Below are 12,162 nucleotides of genomic sequence, written 5' to 3'. Positions count from 1 at the left end.
TATAGACCGGTACATCTTTAAAAATCTTGCACTAAGCACGTGGATGATGTTGCTCGTGTACCGACTTCAATCTTTCATTCGCTACATGGGTATAAATTTGTGTTGTTGATAAGTCACTGTGACCTAACATCATTTGCACGACTCTAAGGTCCGCCCCATGATTAAGCAAATGCGTTGCAAACGCGTGTCTGAGCGTATGCGGTGATAACGGCGATTCAACTGATGCCAAAATAGCATAGTGTTTGATGCGATGCCAAAAAGTTTGTCGTGTCATGCCAATCCCGCGCTTAGATGGGAACACAAAGTCAGTGGCATGTTTAATCATTTGCGAACGGCCTACTTTTAAAAACTGCTCAAGCCAGTACATCGCTTCTTCACCTAGGGGAACTAAGCGCTCTTTATTACCCTTACCTTTTACAAAGACCACCGCTTGGCGCAAATTAATTTGCTCCATTCTGAGCCCCACCAGCTCTGTAACACGAAGCCCTGTGGCATATAACAGCTCAAGCATAGCTTTATCACGAAGCCCCATTGCATCTTCTATGTCTGGGGCTGCAAGCAGAGCTTCTACTTCTGCTTCTGACAGTGTTTTTGGTAATGACTGCCCAGCTTTTGGCTGAGCAATATTGACCATCGGCGAATCGGCAATGGCTTTTTCGCGCACAAAATACTGATAAAAACGCTTCAGCGCGCTGATGCTACGCGCTGTGCTGCGCGACTTCAGTCCTAAATCAACACGGTATGCTAAATACGCTTCAATATCATCTGAGCGGACAGCCAGTAGGTCTTTATCTTTTAAAAATTGGCAAAACTTTTCAAGGTCACTGCGATAAGCGGCGAGTGTATTTTCGCTAACCCCTTGCTCAAGATACAGCGTATCTAAAAATAACTCTAAATGTTCGGCGTTATTTGCTGTCATTACACCTTTTTGGGCTTGTGAATTATTATCAGCCACGCGTACTCTCATCCTTATCAAGGTATCAATTGATTATACCTTACGGTAAACTTACGCCTATCATATCAGGCAAATACACAGTGATAAATACGATGCAGATTGGTTTATTTTATGGTTCTACAACCTGCTACACAGAAATAGCGGCAGAGAAAATTCGCGATATTATTGGTCACGACATCGTGAGCCTTCACAATATCAAAGATGAACCATTAAAAAATGCAGAGCAATTTGATTTTGTTATCTTCGGCATTTCAACTTGGGATTTTGGTGAGTTGCAAGAAGATTGGGAATCAATCTGGGACGACATTAAAGATGTTAACCTAAACGGCAAAACCGTGGCTCTGTTTGGTATGGGCGATCAACAAGGTTATGGTCAGTGGTTCCAAGATGCACTTGGCATGTTACACGATGAAATTTGTGATCAAAGCATTACCTTGCTAGGCAAGTGGCCTAACGATGCAAGTTATGAATTTGAGGCTTCAAAAGCACTCACTGAAGATGGTAAACAATTTGTAGGCCTAGCCCTTGATGAAGACAGCCAATACGAGCTCAGCGATGAACGTATTGCAAGCTGGGTTGAACAGGTCATGACTGAGTACAGCGAAAGCTTGTAAACCATTAAAAAAGCCAAGCATTGCTTGGCTTTTTTAATGGTTATTCAACGCGTTGCCAATATTGATTACGATAGAAAAACGCAATATAACCGCGCACTTCTAACACCTTGCCTTGTTCTTGTGGTGTTAGTTTAAGGGTATAGGTTTTACCATTGTTTGGGTCTAAAATTTCACCCTCTTGCCAGCTACCATCACCGGCATCTTTAGCACCTTCAATAATTTGTAACCCTAAAATAGGCTGATTTTTCTTATCACCTTTACACTTTTCGCAGATTGCATCTTGTTTAGCTGGGTTAAGGATTTTTTCAACACTGCCAACCAATACACCATCTTGCTCACTAATACGTACTAAAGATTTCGCTTCATTCGTTTCTTCGTCAATGGTTTTCCAAAGACCCACAGGCGTCAATGCGGCAAAGCTCAATTGAGAAAATAATAAGGCAGATAAAGCAATTGATAAACGTAACATAAAAAACTCGTATAAAACTTAAGACTTTGGCACTATATCAGAGCTTAAACAAACACACCATTTTGCTAAGCTCTGAAATCGACACAACATTGCGAGGGAACACAATGAGTCAATTCACATTAATTACCGGTGATATTGTCAGTTACGACAGTAATCAGGTTGCCACAATAAACGCCACTGGCGAAATAAAAATAAATCGCTTTGCTGAGCCATTATTTATTCCTGATAGCGCTAAAGCTGCCATTGAACTAGGTCGGCTTGATGATAACTTGTTTAATTTAAAGAAGTTATTACGCTCAGGCTATGCCGACCCTTGCCCAACAACCCGCGTGCTAATTGAAACCACAGAGCCTTTACCTGACATCAAAGGTCTGCTGATCAAACGCCGCTTTAGCATTATTGATTTTTGCAGCGCCGAAATAGAAAAGTCGCACAGTAAAGCCGTGTTAGACGCCCTATTAGAGCTTGAATATGTTCAGCAAATTCAGCTTGATGAAGTCATGCAATTACAACCACCGGTACAATTTAGTAAACGATAAAGGTACAATGACCTTTTATTAGGCTAAACAGCTCCTTCAGTTGTAAAAGGAATAACAATGAAAAGTGCGCTACCAATAATAGCTGCCGCAAGCATTTTGCTTGTAGGGTGTGATGAGTTAGAAGTTGAAGAAACTCATAACTTTGGCGACGAAATGTATGAGAACAATTACACACTCATCAATACCACTGATTTAGAAGTGGACTATTACATGGCAAACACTGACCTGTTTGGTGATGCTCAAGAAGTTAAAGACTCTCAATACTATGTTGATACGCTTGCATCGCAATCACTTCCCGTTGATGTAACACATGCTCACAATGAACGCAGCCGCATTTCCTTTTATGTAGTCGATCACAGCGACACAAGTAACTCAGCCTCACAGATGTATCAGGTAGATCAAGATCAACCTTATCATTTTGTGGCTTGGCAAAATGAAGAAAAGCTCCGTTTAACACTCGTCAAAAAAGCCAATGATGATAAAGACGACTTTTTTGCGATTCGTATTCTTGCAACAGAAAACCTTCGCTTAAAAGTCGAAAATCAAATCGTCAATTTATATCAAAATCAATTAAGTTATTGGTACCACATTGATGACTGCGCTGATGACTTAAAAGTATCAAAGCTTAATGATGAAGATAAGCGAGTCTATGAACCAGTCTCAATCTGCAATGCATCATATGGACAGTCATACACGTTACTTTTAAGTGAAGATGGTCTTGAAGCCAGCATCGCTGAATAACCATTACATGTTTAGGTAAAAAGCTTTACATAGCTCTTTGTAATCTTGACTGTAGCTACCATCTGCAGCGTGTATAGTTAACGACGTTGTTTCGCATTCACCGCTGTTTTGGCTGAATAACAACAGACTGCGACTTGGCTGTTTTTTCTCGGTAGTACGTAACAAACAATGACGATTTAAGTACCAGCCTGCTTGCGCTGCAACAGCAATGAATTGCTCTGCCTCTACGCAAGGCAAGATCACATTCAAGCGCGTTTTACTGTGACTCAGCCTAGAACATGATGCTATTAATTCGCTGAAGCTAAGGCCATCAGTATGGCGGGCTGTATTTCGAGCATGATTATCACCTTTTAGGCTCGCATTAAAATAAGGTGGGTTGGTGATGATCGCATCAAAAGGCTCTGCTGCGCTAAACGACTGTACTGCTCCTTCGAAAAGGTTTATTTCTGGCCAAGGGCTAGCCGCAAAGTTATCTCTGGCATCATTACAGGCACCCGCGTCAATTTCGATGGCACTTACTTTTGCTTCAGGCGTTCTTTGTTTTGCCATTAACGCCAATAATCCTGTGCCTGTGCCAATGTCTAAAATGCCCTTAGCACCACTTACATCAGCCCACGCCCCTAACAAAATACCATCAGTCGATACTTTCATCGCCGTGCGCGTTTGCGTTACTGTAAATTGTTTAAACACAAAGCCTGACATTTTTTCACCTTTTCATTCACCACAGCCGCGTTAACGCGTATAATTAGGCTCAATTGTCCTCTATTTATGTCACTCTATGCAATTTTCTGAATTTGATATCGATAACAAGCTGTTAAATGCCATTAATAAAATGGGTTTTGATACGCCAACCAGTATTCAACAACAAGCGATCCCTGAAGCTCTTCAAGGTCGTGATATTTTGGCATCTGCCCCTACTGGTACGGGTAAAACAGCCGCGTTTTTGATCCCTGCAATTCAATACTTGCTTGATTTCCCGCGTCGCGATCCTGGCTTTGCGCGCGTATTGATCATGACACCAACCCGTGAACTTGCTTATCAAATTCATGAGCAATGCGAATTACTTGCAGCACAAACTCATCTTAAAATTGGGGTTGTGACAGGTGGTATAAACTACGGGACACACAGAGAAATATTCGAAAGCAATAACGACATTCTCATTGCCACACCAGGGCGTTTAATGGAGTACCTTGAAACAGAGAACTTCCATGCTGAAAATGTTGAAGTGCTTATTCTTGATGAAGCTGACCGCATGTTAGACATGGGTTTTCGTAAAGAAATGCTTCGTATTTGTGATGAAGCACGTAACCGTCGCCAATGTTTCTTATTCTCAGCCACCCTTGAAGGTGACAGCGTTGAGTTATTTGCAGAGCGTATATTAAACGATCCGGCACTCCTTGAAGCCGAATCTTCACGTAAAGAGAAAGGCAAAATCCACCAATGGGTTCACCTTGCGGATGACTACGACCACAAACTTAAAATGTTGGTTGAAACGTTAAATGGTGACGACATCCATAAAGCAATTGTGTTTGTTAAAACTCGTGAGCGCTTAGAAACATTAATTGGTGAATTAAACAACGAAGGCCTTCGTGTTGCTTGGTTACGCGGTGAAATGCCACAAGATAAACGCATGAAAGCGATGGAAAACTTTCACTCAGGTCGTAATAATATCTTAGTTGCAACGGATGTTGCTGCACGTGGTATTGATGTTGCTGATATCAGCCATGTTATCAACTTTGATATGCCTCGTACCGCAGACGTTTACGTACACCGTATTGGCCGTACTGGCCGCGCTGGTAAAAAAGGTATTGCGATTTCATTTGTTGAAGCACACGACGTGGCAATTTTAGGCAAGGTTGAGCGCTACATCGAACAAAAGCTTAAACGCCGAGTGATTAAAGGCTTTGAGCCACAGCACAAAGAAGCGAAAATCCCCTCTAAAAAGAAAAAAGATCCAGTAAAAATGAAGGCTAAGAAAAAAGCCAAAGCTAAAGTGAAGAAGAAAAAGTAGCTTTATTACCCTTACTGAAAAAATGCCGAGCTTGTCTCGGCATTTTTGTACCCTACCCGTTTTTACCTAATGAGTGTGTAATTAGTTCACACTTTATTACCCGCCCATCCCATTAACACAAATAAAACCCATTAAAATCAACAAGTTAAACATTGGAATAATAATTGTAACTGGTTCAGCAATAGTTCACAGCAGACTACATTAACGAGGGAATTGTATGAGCCGCTTCAAATTAACCGTAGTACTTACATCACTAAGCTGTCTTTTTTTACTTGCATGCGCAACGAACGTAAGCGCCAATACCAGCGTGCTAACAACTAGCACATCGGCTCAACCGCGCTTACAGCAAATGGCACTGCAGAAATTAACAAGCAATCCTAATTTTCGAATTGAAAACCTACAAGTGATTGTTGATGGTGATACTGTTGAACTAAAAGGCATTGCAGAAACAGGCTTTCAACGAGCTTTAGCACAAAAATTTTTAGAGCACAGCCAAGGTGTGATGCAGATAAAAAACAACCTTAAAGTGAGTAAGCTCAATCACCCATCACTTTAAGGCTAGATTTACAGAGGGGCTTGAGATTATGCGCCGCTTGCTTGTAGGTTGATAAATTTCGCAAGCTCTTCTGGTTGACCCATCAGCATTTGAATTTGCTGATTAATCTCCATCATGCCTTTACCTTCAGGTAATTTTGCCGACACAGAGAAAGACGATAAGCCATTCACAAAATTAGTGATCGCTGTGGCAAGTTCTTCACTCACAGGAACTTGCTGTAATTGCATGGCTACCACTTGCTTAAATTGCTCATGCGTCATACCTTGCGCAGTTAAGAAGCTATCGACCACGGCTTTAAGTTCACCTTCATCAGCTATCGACAGATTAATACGACGCGGCTCTAACTGAGTGAGTGCTGCCATCATCTTTGATTGCTGTTGTAATTGCTGCTCTAAGGTTAGCTGGCCATCCGCTGCTTCATTTTGCATTTGACTCGCAGCAAGTGATGCTTCCATTAACGCTGTGGTTTCAGCTAAACCAAGATTGAAATTCACATCAGCCACCTCATTCGCAGTCACTTTAAGTGCAAAGTCACTGTCGCCTGAGTCTTTATTGTAATCAAGTGATGAATTTACGTTATAGCTTGTTGATGCTAGCTTGTTATTTGAGTTTTCTGGTAGCTGCGCTAAGAACTCATCGCTAAAACGAAAGTTAGTCATCACAAAGCCTGTGTGCGGTGGTATCGCATCAACTTCATAACCTGACACATCAATGCTGTCGATAGTTGCAACAGGCTCATTACTTAAACTATTTGAAACAGTGATATCAGATAACTGCATACTGCTATCAAAAATACTTGCTGAGATATCACTGTATTTAATATCTACACCGCTTTGAATTGATAACGCACTAATTTGCTTATCAACCACCTTTTTCACTTCCTGTGTAGCTGCGTAATTTGCGTAAGCTACGCCACCGACAGCCGCAGCAACAACCGCTGCAATAATTAACTTCTTCATTTTATTTCCTTTAATTGGTGTAATTTTTAGCAGTGTATCATTAGTTGATTAACGACAATAGTTCATGCACCGTTTTCACCGGCGTGATCTTCGCCCCAAGGCCTTCCATTGATTTATGGTAATTGCGATGCGGGATAAAAATCTCGGTAAAACCATGCTGAGCAGCTTCTTTGACTCGAGGTACGCCACTGTCGATTGGTCTTACATCACCATTTAAACTTAGCTCGCCCATAATACAGGTGGTGCGGGGTACAACAAATTCGTTCAAACTGCTTAATAACGCTGTTACTAATGCTAAATCGATACAGGTTTCTGACTCATCGATTTTTAAGCCACCGACAATGTTGAAAAAAGTGTCGTGAAAGATTTTTGTTTTTGTGTGCTTACGTAAAATGCCCGTCAGCATCTTGATGCGGTTCATGTTTAAACCAACACATACTCGTTGCGGGAATTCAGCTTCAGTTTCTGTGGTTAAACATTGGATTTCGAGTAGTAAATTACGGTTACCTTTACGGATACAAGTAATAGCAGAGCCCGGAGATTCTGTACTAGAGCCTGACAAAAAGATTTCACTTGGGTTATCAACGCTCAGCATTCCGCGCTCACACATTCTGAAAATACCCACGGTGTCGATATCGCCAAAACGGTTTTTATTAGCACGTAAAGTTCTGATTTGCCCATCGTTAGTATCGATATGCAATAAAGCATCAACGATATGCACGAGTGTTTGCGGCCCTGCAATTTCGTTATTTTTGTTAACATGGGCAATGATGAACATAGTTACATCATTTTGCTTACAGTATTGTGTTAAAGCTTGCGCTGCACTTTTAACCTGCGATGGCGAGCCTGGGCTACCATTTGCCGTTTCTGTTATCACGGCCTGAATTGAGTCAATCACAGCGAACTTAATTTTGTTTTTATCAAGTTCTTCAATGATGGCTTCAACGCTGGTTTCAGACAGCAAGTACAGCTCGTCTTCGTTGTAATCTAAACGTAGGCGATTCACACGGTTTTTGAACTGCGATAGAGACTCTTCAGCTGTACAGTACAAAGACGGCATAAGTTTTGACATACGTGCGACTAAATCTGAGAGCAAGGTAGTTTTACCGGCACCTGGGTCGCCTGAGATAATGTTAACTGAACCTGTCGTAACACCACCACTCAATACCCTGTCTAGCTCACCGATTTCGGTAAGGCGTTTTTCGGCCTCTGTGGTCGCCACTTCATTGATTTTCTTTGAGCCACCACCTGCGATACCAGCATAACCTGCCACTGCCGCACGGCTTGCCGCTTGTTTTGATTGCCCTGCTGAAGGCTTAAATTCTGCCAGCGTATTCCATGCTCCGCATTTACACTGTCCTTGCCAACGCTGATAGTTCATGCCGCACTCAGTGCAGACAAATTCGATTTTTGCTGATTTTGCCATTCGGCCTTACCTATTTTTGTAGCTGATTTGTGACTATTTCTGTATTTTCAAGCATATAATAGCTAAAGTAAAACTTATGACTCAGACGATTAAGTGTGAGTCATTTTTATAATCACAAAAGATAATATGTTGTAACTTGACCCCCTGAAAAACGCTTAATTTAGCTAAGTGCTTAATTAAGAAATAGTTAAGGGCACAGTTTTTGCTTACAAATAAAACTTTACAGTGCTTGCCATTTAATTGGCGAATACATATAACAATAACGAATAAAATAAAAAAGTAGTTACACTGCTTTGGCTTTCAATAGCCCGTTAGTATACCTACTTTTTTAGATAGACGGTGATGGTTTTATAAATGGCTGAAGACATACTGCTTAAATATGAAAGCCTAGTTGAAGAACTAAAGGCACATTTAGGCACTCCCCAGTTCGACAAACTGTTTAAATCAAAGACAGCTAGCTTAACTAAGCCAGAGCAGTTTCTGATCAAAATGGAAATGTCGCGCTTATCTCAGCCAGTGGCACGCTTTATTGATTTACGTGGTCAAGTAACCGGACAAGTCAAACCCTACGAATATGATGGCAAGCAACACTTTATGGACGATACCGCCATTGAAGTGTTTGAAGATGCTATAAAACGCCACGGTGGTTACACACTTGCCGTTTACGAAGCGGTAATGAACACCGAAAATAATCACCGAGTGATGCAAAAAAAGCCGCAGAACAAGCGTTAACGGACGATAGTACAGCCACAGAACAATCTGCCAAGGTTATTAAGTTTGCATCCTATGAAAGTCGCCGCGAAGAGCGGATGAACTATTCAATTAAAATCACCGTTGAGCTTGATAAAGACAGTAAAGTTGCGGCATCTACCTCGGATATCTCCCTAAGTGGTGCGAAAATAAAATTAGCGCCTCGCTATCAAGTTAAAAAAGGCCAATTAATTGGTCTGCGCTTAGTCGGCCTAGAACAAGACTTTGAGCTGGGCTTAAAAAACGGTATTCAATATGAAGTAGTTGCGGTAGAAAAAGTCTCTCGTGAGTACAATCATGTACGCTTAAAACGCACTTTTATTGAAAATAATGAAAAGTTTGATGAGTTCTTAGAAAGCTTTATTCATGGCAACAAACGCCGCTATAAAGTGAACTTAGACAATACCTTAGATGCGGTTGTATCGAAAGGCTACGAGCAATACTACATTCCACGTGTTACCTCGTTTTACACTTTTTTAAGCTTACAAGGCGATAAGCTTTACCCTAGCCTTGCGCTCACTACTGAGAATAATATTTTTATTCAGCGCTATTTTTGTGATGAACGTAAGTTGTCATGCTTATACAGCATTATAAATCAGCAGCGCTTAGGTCATCTACTCAGCTCACCCGATGCCGTAAAAGAAGAATACCTGTATACCTTCACTCACACCGTAGCGGGCAAGATTTATTATTATTCAGCCACTCGAACTGAGCTTGAGAGTCAGCCACAACTGAGAGATTTATTCCTCGGATTTGGTAGCCAAAAAGACAGCTGGCAATGCTTTAAGCTTCAGTTGATGCCAAGCCACCCAGAAGATTCATACATTCCGCTATCTCTACCTAGCAGTGCTGGCAAAAACATCGAAAAACTTAATAAGCCTCCTACACCACGGGTGCAAGGGCTGATCAAAGATGTAAAATACTTACTGATCCTGACCTCAATTGGTACTAAGTCTGAACAACAAACGTACCAGCAACTTGATTACAATAAAGATGCAGTAAATCAGCTTAAGCAATTTGGTCACAGTAAACATAAAACGCCTCCTCATTTAGAGCCAGTGGCGCTTGAATATGTGAACCTTCGGGCACATAAACGCTACTTATACAAAACCGCAGTCTCAATCACTCAAGGTGAAGAGCTTATTACTGGTCACACCCGTGACTTATCTGTGATGGGCTTACAAATAGAGTGTGACCATCCGGTTGAGTTCAAAAAAGGCGATATCATTAAGTTAAACTTGCCTGATTTGCAAAAAATTACCAAAAAGCATGATTTAACAAATTTGGCTTATGAAGTGATGGCAGTGAGTAAATCACTGACAACCGTGAACTTAAAAGTGCATCGTATTGGTGACTTACCCCATATGGCGATTAAGTTTTTCACTGTATTAATCGATAACAACAAAGACAAATTACGTGTTTGTGAAGAAACCCCCAAAATTCCGGGGTTATCGACCGCACTTAGAAATATGGTGACCAAAAGCGTATGCCAATTTCCGTTTTATTTACACAAAGAAGCAGCTCACTTTAAAGCTGGCGCTATTGGCCAAGGCTTATACCCTAGCCCTCTTCATGTATTGCTGCAAAACTTTGCGTTATTAAATGAGACAACCAGCATTGATGGATTCTTATCAACGGATCAAATCACTGAGGTGATCACCCCGTTAATCAAAGACCGCAGTCGCCAAGATCCCCCCTTACCATTTACCCTGTTTGTTCGCTTTGATCCGCGCCAAGCTGTGATCAGCGATGCAATTACCAGTCGTTGTATTAGTGAAGATGACTACAAACCACAAACTTTGTTTGTGAAAAAAGCGCTGAAAAACGATTTAGTCTTTGTGTTTCGCTTGTATGTGTCACGGACTGGCCGCCCAGATATTGATTACTTAGCAAATGAGCTGAAATACATTAGTCAGTACGCATTACACAAAGCAAAAGACCTAGAAGAAGCGCTATGGGCAGTAGCCGGTGTGGGTGATTTGATTGATATAACCGAAGAAGCGCTTACTCATTTTGATATTGACCAAAAGCTGATCACGCAAATGAGTAAACGCAAAGCGACTTGGTTAAAGCGAGTAATCTAACGGTAGAGAGAGTAAGTAAGCAACTTGCAATAATGAGCCTTCATTGATTGCTGTTTGTGCTTGCTCAACCACTTTCGGTTTACCGTGCACAGCAACACCAAGCCCTGCCGCAGCCATCATTTTTAAATCATTAGCACCATCACCCATGGCAACACTTTGGCGGTTATTTAAAGTCAGCTTTTCTTCAATTCGTTTAAGTACACGGGCTTTTTCCTCTGCATCAACAATCGTGCCTATAACTTTGCCTGTTAAACGATTATCTTTAAATTCGAGAGTATTCGCATGCACTTCATCTAAATCAAGCAGTGACTGCACTTGCTCTGCAAAAGGTACAAAGCCACCCGATGCGATTGCTAAATGCCAGTTATGCGCTTTTAGGTATTGGCATAATTCACTCACGCCCGGCATAAGCGGTAAACGCGCTTTTAAGCCATCAATTAAATCTACATCGATGCCCTCAAGCTTCGCGACACGCTGCTTTAAGCTTTGTGCAAAGTCGAGCTGACCAGCCATAGCTTGCGCCGTCACAGCGGCAACTTCGTCATACACATCGGCAAGGCGTGCAATTTCGTCGATACACTCAATAGTAATGGCTGTTGAGTCCATATCCATCAGTAATAAACCCGGTTCATTCACCGTGGGTGGATTCGTTAATTGCACCAGTTGAATACCCAATTGCTTAGCAAAAACAACTAATACCAGCGGACTTAGTACGCTTGTTGTATCGCTATGAAAGCTCCACGCTGCAGGCAAATCGGCAATAGGCTGATAGCAACAAAGCGATAAATTGCTAGCCCCTTGCGCTGCTAAAAATTCGCTAATCGCAAGTAACTGCTCAGCATTAAGCTCATTACCAAAGGCAACACTGAACACGCCTTGATTTGCTTTTGGCGTAAAGTCTGTTGTAATAAGGTGTTTGTTTTCAATTTTATACCAGCAATTTAGGCTGATTTGTTCTGCTAAATTTGCTGAAGGTGTAGCAGCTAAGCTAAGCTGTGACATAGTGGCTCCACATTAGACTTATGTCTGTCCTTGGTCGTGCATTTGCTACTCGCACT

Annotated in this window: 11 protein-coding genes and 1 pseudogene; 6 read left to right on the top strand and 6 right to left on the bottom strand. The window is 41.6% G+C overall.

The window, feature by feature from the left end:
- Positions 1–31: 31 nt before the first annotated feature.
- On the bottom strand, positions 32–919 hold the full coding sequence (gene xerD / locus P4S60_RS03440) for a site-specific tyrosine recombinase XerD (RefSeq protein ID WP_229677541.1): 888 nt from the start codon (positions 917–919) through the stop codon (positions 32–34).
- Positions 920–1,047: 128 nt separating this feature from the next.
- Here xerD and fldB point away from each other — a divergent pair, with 128 nt between their 5' ends.
- Positions 1,048–1,569, top strand: a complete 522-nt coding sequence (gene fldB / locus P4S60_RS03435) for a flavodoxin FldB (RefSeq protein ID WP_054551247.1) — start codon at positions 1,048–1,050, stop codon at positions 1,567–1,569.
- 40 nt (positions 1,570–1,609) lie between these two features.
- Here the strand turns inward: fldB and P4S60_RS03430 are convergent, their stop codons facing one another.
- Entirely contained in the window at positions 1,610–2,038 is a 429-nt protein-coding gene (locus tag P4S60_RS03430; RefSeq protein ID WP_337115010.1) for a DUF2147 domain-containing protein, read from the bottom strand.
- Between the two features lie 104 nt (positions 2,039–2,142).
- Here P4S60_RS03430 and P4S60_RS03425 point away from each other — a divergent pair, with 104 nt between their 5' ends.
- Together P4S60_RS03425 and P4S60_RS03420 are read left to right on the top strand one after the other, a co-directional pair.
- On the top strand, positions 2,143–2,577 hold the full coding sequence (locus P4S60_RS03425; RefSeq protein ID WP_337115009.1) for a hypothetical protein: 435 nt from the start codon (positions 2,143–2,145) through the stop codon (positions 2,575–2,577).
- Between the two features lie 57 nt (positions 2,578–2,634).
- On the top strand, positions 2,635–3,318 hold the full coding sequence (locus tag P4S60_RS03420) for a hypothetical protein (RefSeq protein WP_337115008.1): 684 nt from the start codon (positions 2,635–2,637) through the stop codon (positions 3,316–3,318).
- Between the two features lie 3 nt (positions 3,319–3,321).
- Here P4S60_RS03420 and P4S60_RS03415 read toward each other — a convergent pair whose 3' ends face one another.
- The gene (locus P4S60_RS03415; protein WP_337115007.1) at positions 3,322–4,020 is read right to left on the bottom strand and encodes a tRNA1(Val) (adenine(37)-N6)-methyltransferase; all 699 of its coding nucleotides are present in this window, start codon (positions 4,018–4,020) and stop codon (positions 3,322–3,324) included.
- Positions 4,021–4,096: 76 nt separating this feature from the next.
- Between P4S60_RS03415 and srmB the strand changes: the two genes are divergently transcribed.
- The gene (gene srmB / locus P4S60_RS03410; RefSeq protein ID WP_105181234.1) at positions 4,097–5,329 is read left to right on the top strand and encodes an ATP-dependent RNA helicase SrmB; all 1,233 of its coding nucleotides are present in this window, start codon (positions 4,097–4,099) and stop codon (positions 5,327–5,329) included.
- A 217-nt stretch (positions 5,330–5,546) separates the two neighbouring features.
- Positions 5,547–5,885: a BON domain-containing protein gene (locus P4S60_RS03405; protein WP_119852332.1), complete on the top strand. Its 339-nt coding sequence runs from the start codon at positions 5,547–5,549 to the stop codon at positions 5,883–5,885.
- A 26-nt stretch (positions 5,886–5,911) separates the two neighbouring features.
- Here P4S60_RS03405 and P4S60_RS03400 read toward each other — a convergent pair whose 3' ends face one another.
- Positions 5,912–6,844: a hypothetical protein gene (locus P4S60_RS03400; RefSeq protein ID WP_337115006.1), complete on the bottom strand. Its 933-nt coding sequence runs from the start codon at positions 6,842–6,844 to the stop codon at positions 5,912–5,914.
- A gap of 40 nt (positions 6,845–6,884) precedes the next feature.
- Positions 6,885–8,270: a DNA repair protein RadA gene (gene radA / locus P4S60_RS03395; RefSeq protein WP_337115005.1), complete on the bottom strand. Its 1,386-nt coding sequence runs from the start codon at positions 8,268–8,270 to the stop codon at positions 6,885–6,887.
- A 354-nt stretch (positions 8,271–8,624) separates the two neighbouring features.
- Between radA and P4S60_RS03390 the strand changes: the two are divergent.
- Positions 8,625–11,104, top strand: a pseudogene (locus P4S60_RS03390) (PilZ domain-containing protein).
- On the opposite strand, the gene serB reads toward P4S60_RS03390, so the two are convergent.
- Entirely contained in the window at positions 11,087–12,106 is a 1,020-nt protein-coding gene (gene serB, locus P4S60_RS03385; protein ID WP_337115004.1) for a phosphoserine phosphatase SerB, read from the bottom strand. The pseudogene P4S60_RS03390 and the gene serB overlap by 18 nt on opposite strands.
- Positions 12,107–12,162: the final 56 nt, after the last annotated feature.

It is taken from the genome of Pseudoalteromonas sp. Hal040, assembly GCF_037162425.1.
GTDB classification, from domain to species: Bacteria; Pseudomonadota; Gammaproteobacteria; order Enterobacterales; family Alteromonadaceae; genus Pseudoalteromonas; species Pseudoalteromonas gelatinilytica.
Note: the sequence above shows the minus strand (reverse complement) of the source record. Positions and strands in the feature narration are given on the sequence as shown.

Excerpts from the sequence above, each read along its gene's own strand:
- fldB (WP_054551247.1), top strand. The coding sequence starts at position 1,048 with ATGCAGATTGGTTTATTTTATGGTTCTACAACCTGCTACACAGAAATA.
- serB (WP_337115004.1), bottom strand. The coding sequence starts at position 12,106 with ATGTCACAGCTTAGCTTAGCTGCTACACCTTCAGCAAATTTAGCAGAA.
- xerD (WP_229677541.1), bottom strand. The coding sequence starts at position 919 with ATGACAGCAAATAACGCCGAACATTTAGAGTTATTTTTAGATACGCTG.
- P4S60_RS03420 (WP_337115008.1), top strand. The coding sequence starts at position 2,635 with ATGAAAAGTGCGCTACCAATAATAGCTGCCGCAAGCATTTTGCTTGTA.
- P4S60_RS03405 (WP_119852332.1), top strand. The coding sequence starts at position 5,547 with ATGAGCCGCTTCAAATTAACCGTAGTACTTACATCACTAAGCTGTCTT.
- radA (WP_337115005.1), bottom strand. The coding sequence starts at position 8,270 with ATGGCAAAATCAGCAAAAATCGAATTTGTCTGCACTGAGTGCGGCATG.
- P4S60_RS03425 (WP_337115009.1), top strand. The coding sequence starts at position 2,143 with ATGAGTCAATTCACATTAATTACCGGTGATATTGTCAGTTACGACAGT.
- P4S60_RS03400 (WP_337115006.1), bottom strand. The coding sequence starts at position 6,844 with ATGAAGAAGTTAATTATTGCAGCGGTTGTTGCTGCGGCTGTCGGTGGC.
- srmB (WP_105181234.1), top strand. The coding sequence starts at position 4,097 with ATGCAATTTTCTGAATTTGATATCGATAACAAGCTGTTAAATGCCATT.
- P4S60_RS03415 (WP_337115007.1), bottom strand. The coding sequence starts at position 4,020 with ATGTCAGGCTTTGTGTTTAAACAATTTACAGTAACGCAAACGCGCACG.
- P4S60_RS03430 (WP_337115010.1), bottom strand. The coding sequence starts at position 2,038 with ATGTTACGTTTATCAATTGCTTTATCTGCCTTATTATTTTCTCAATTG.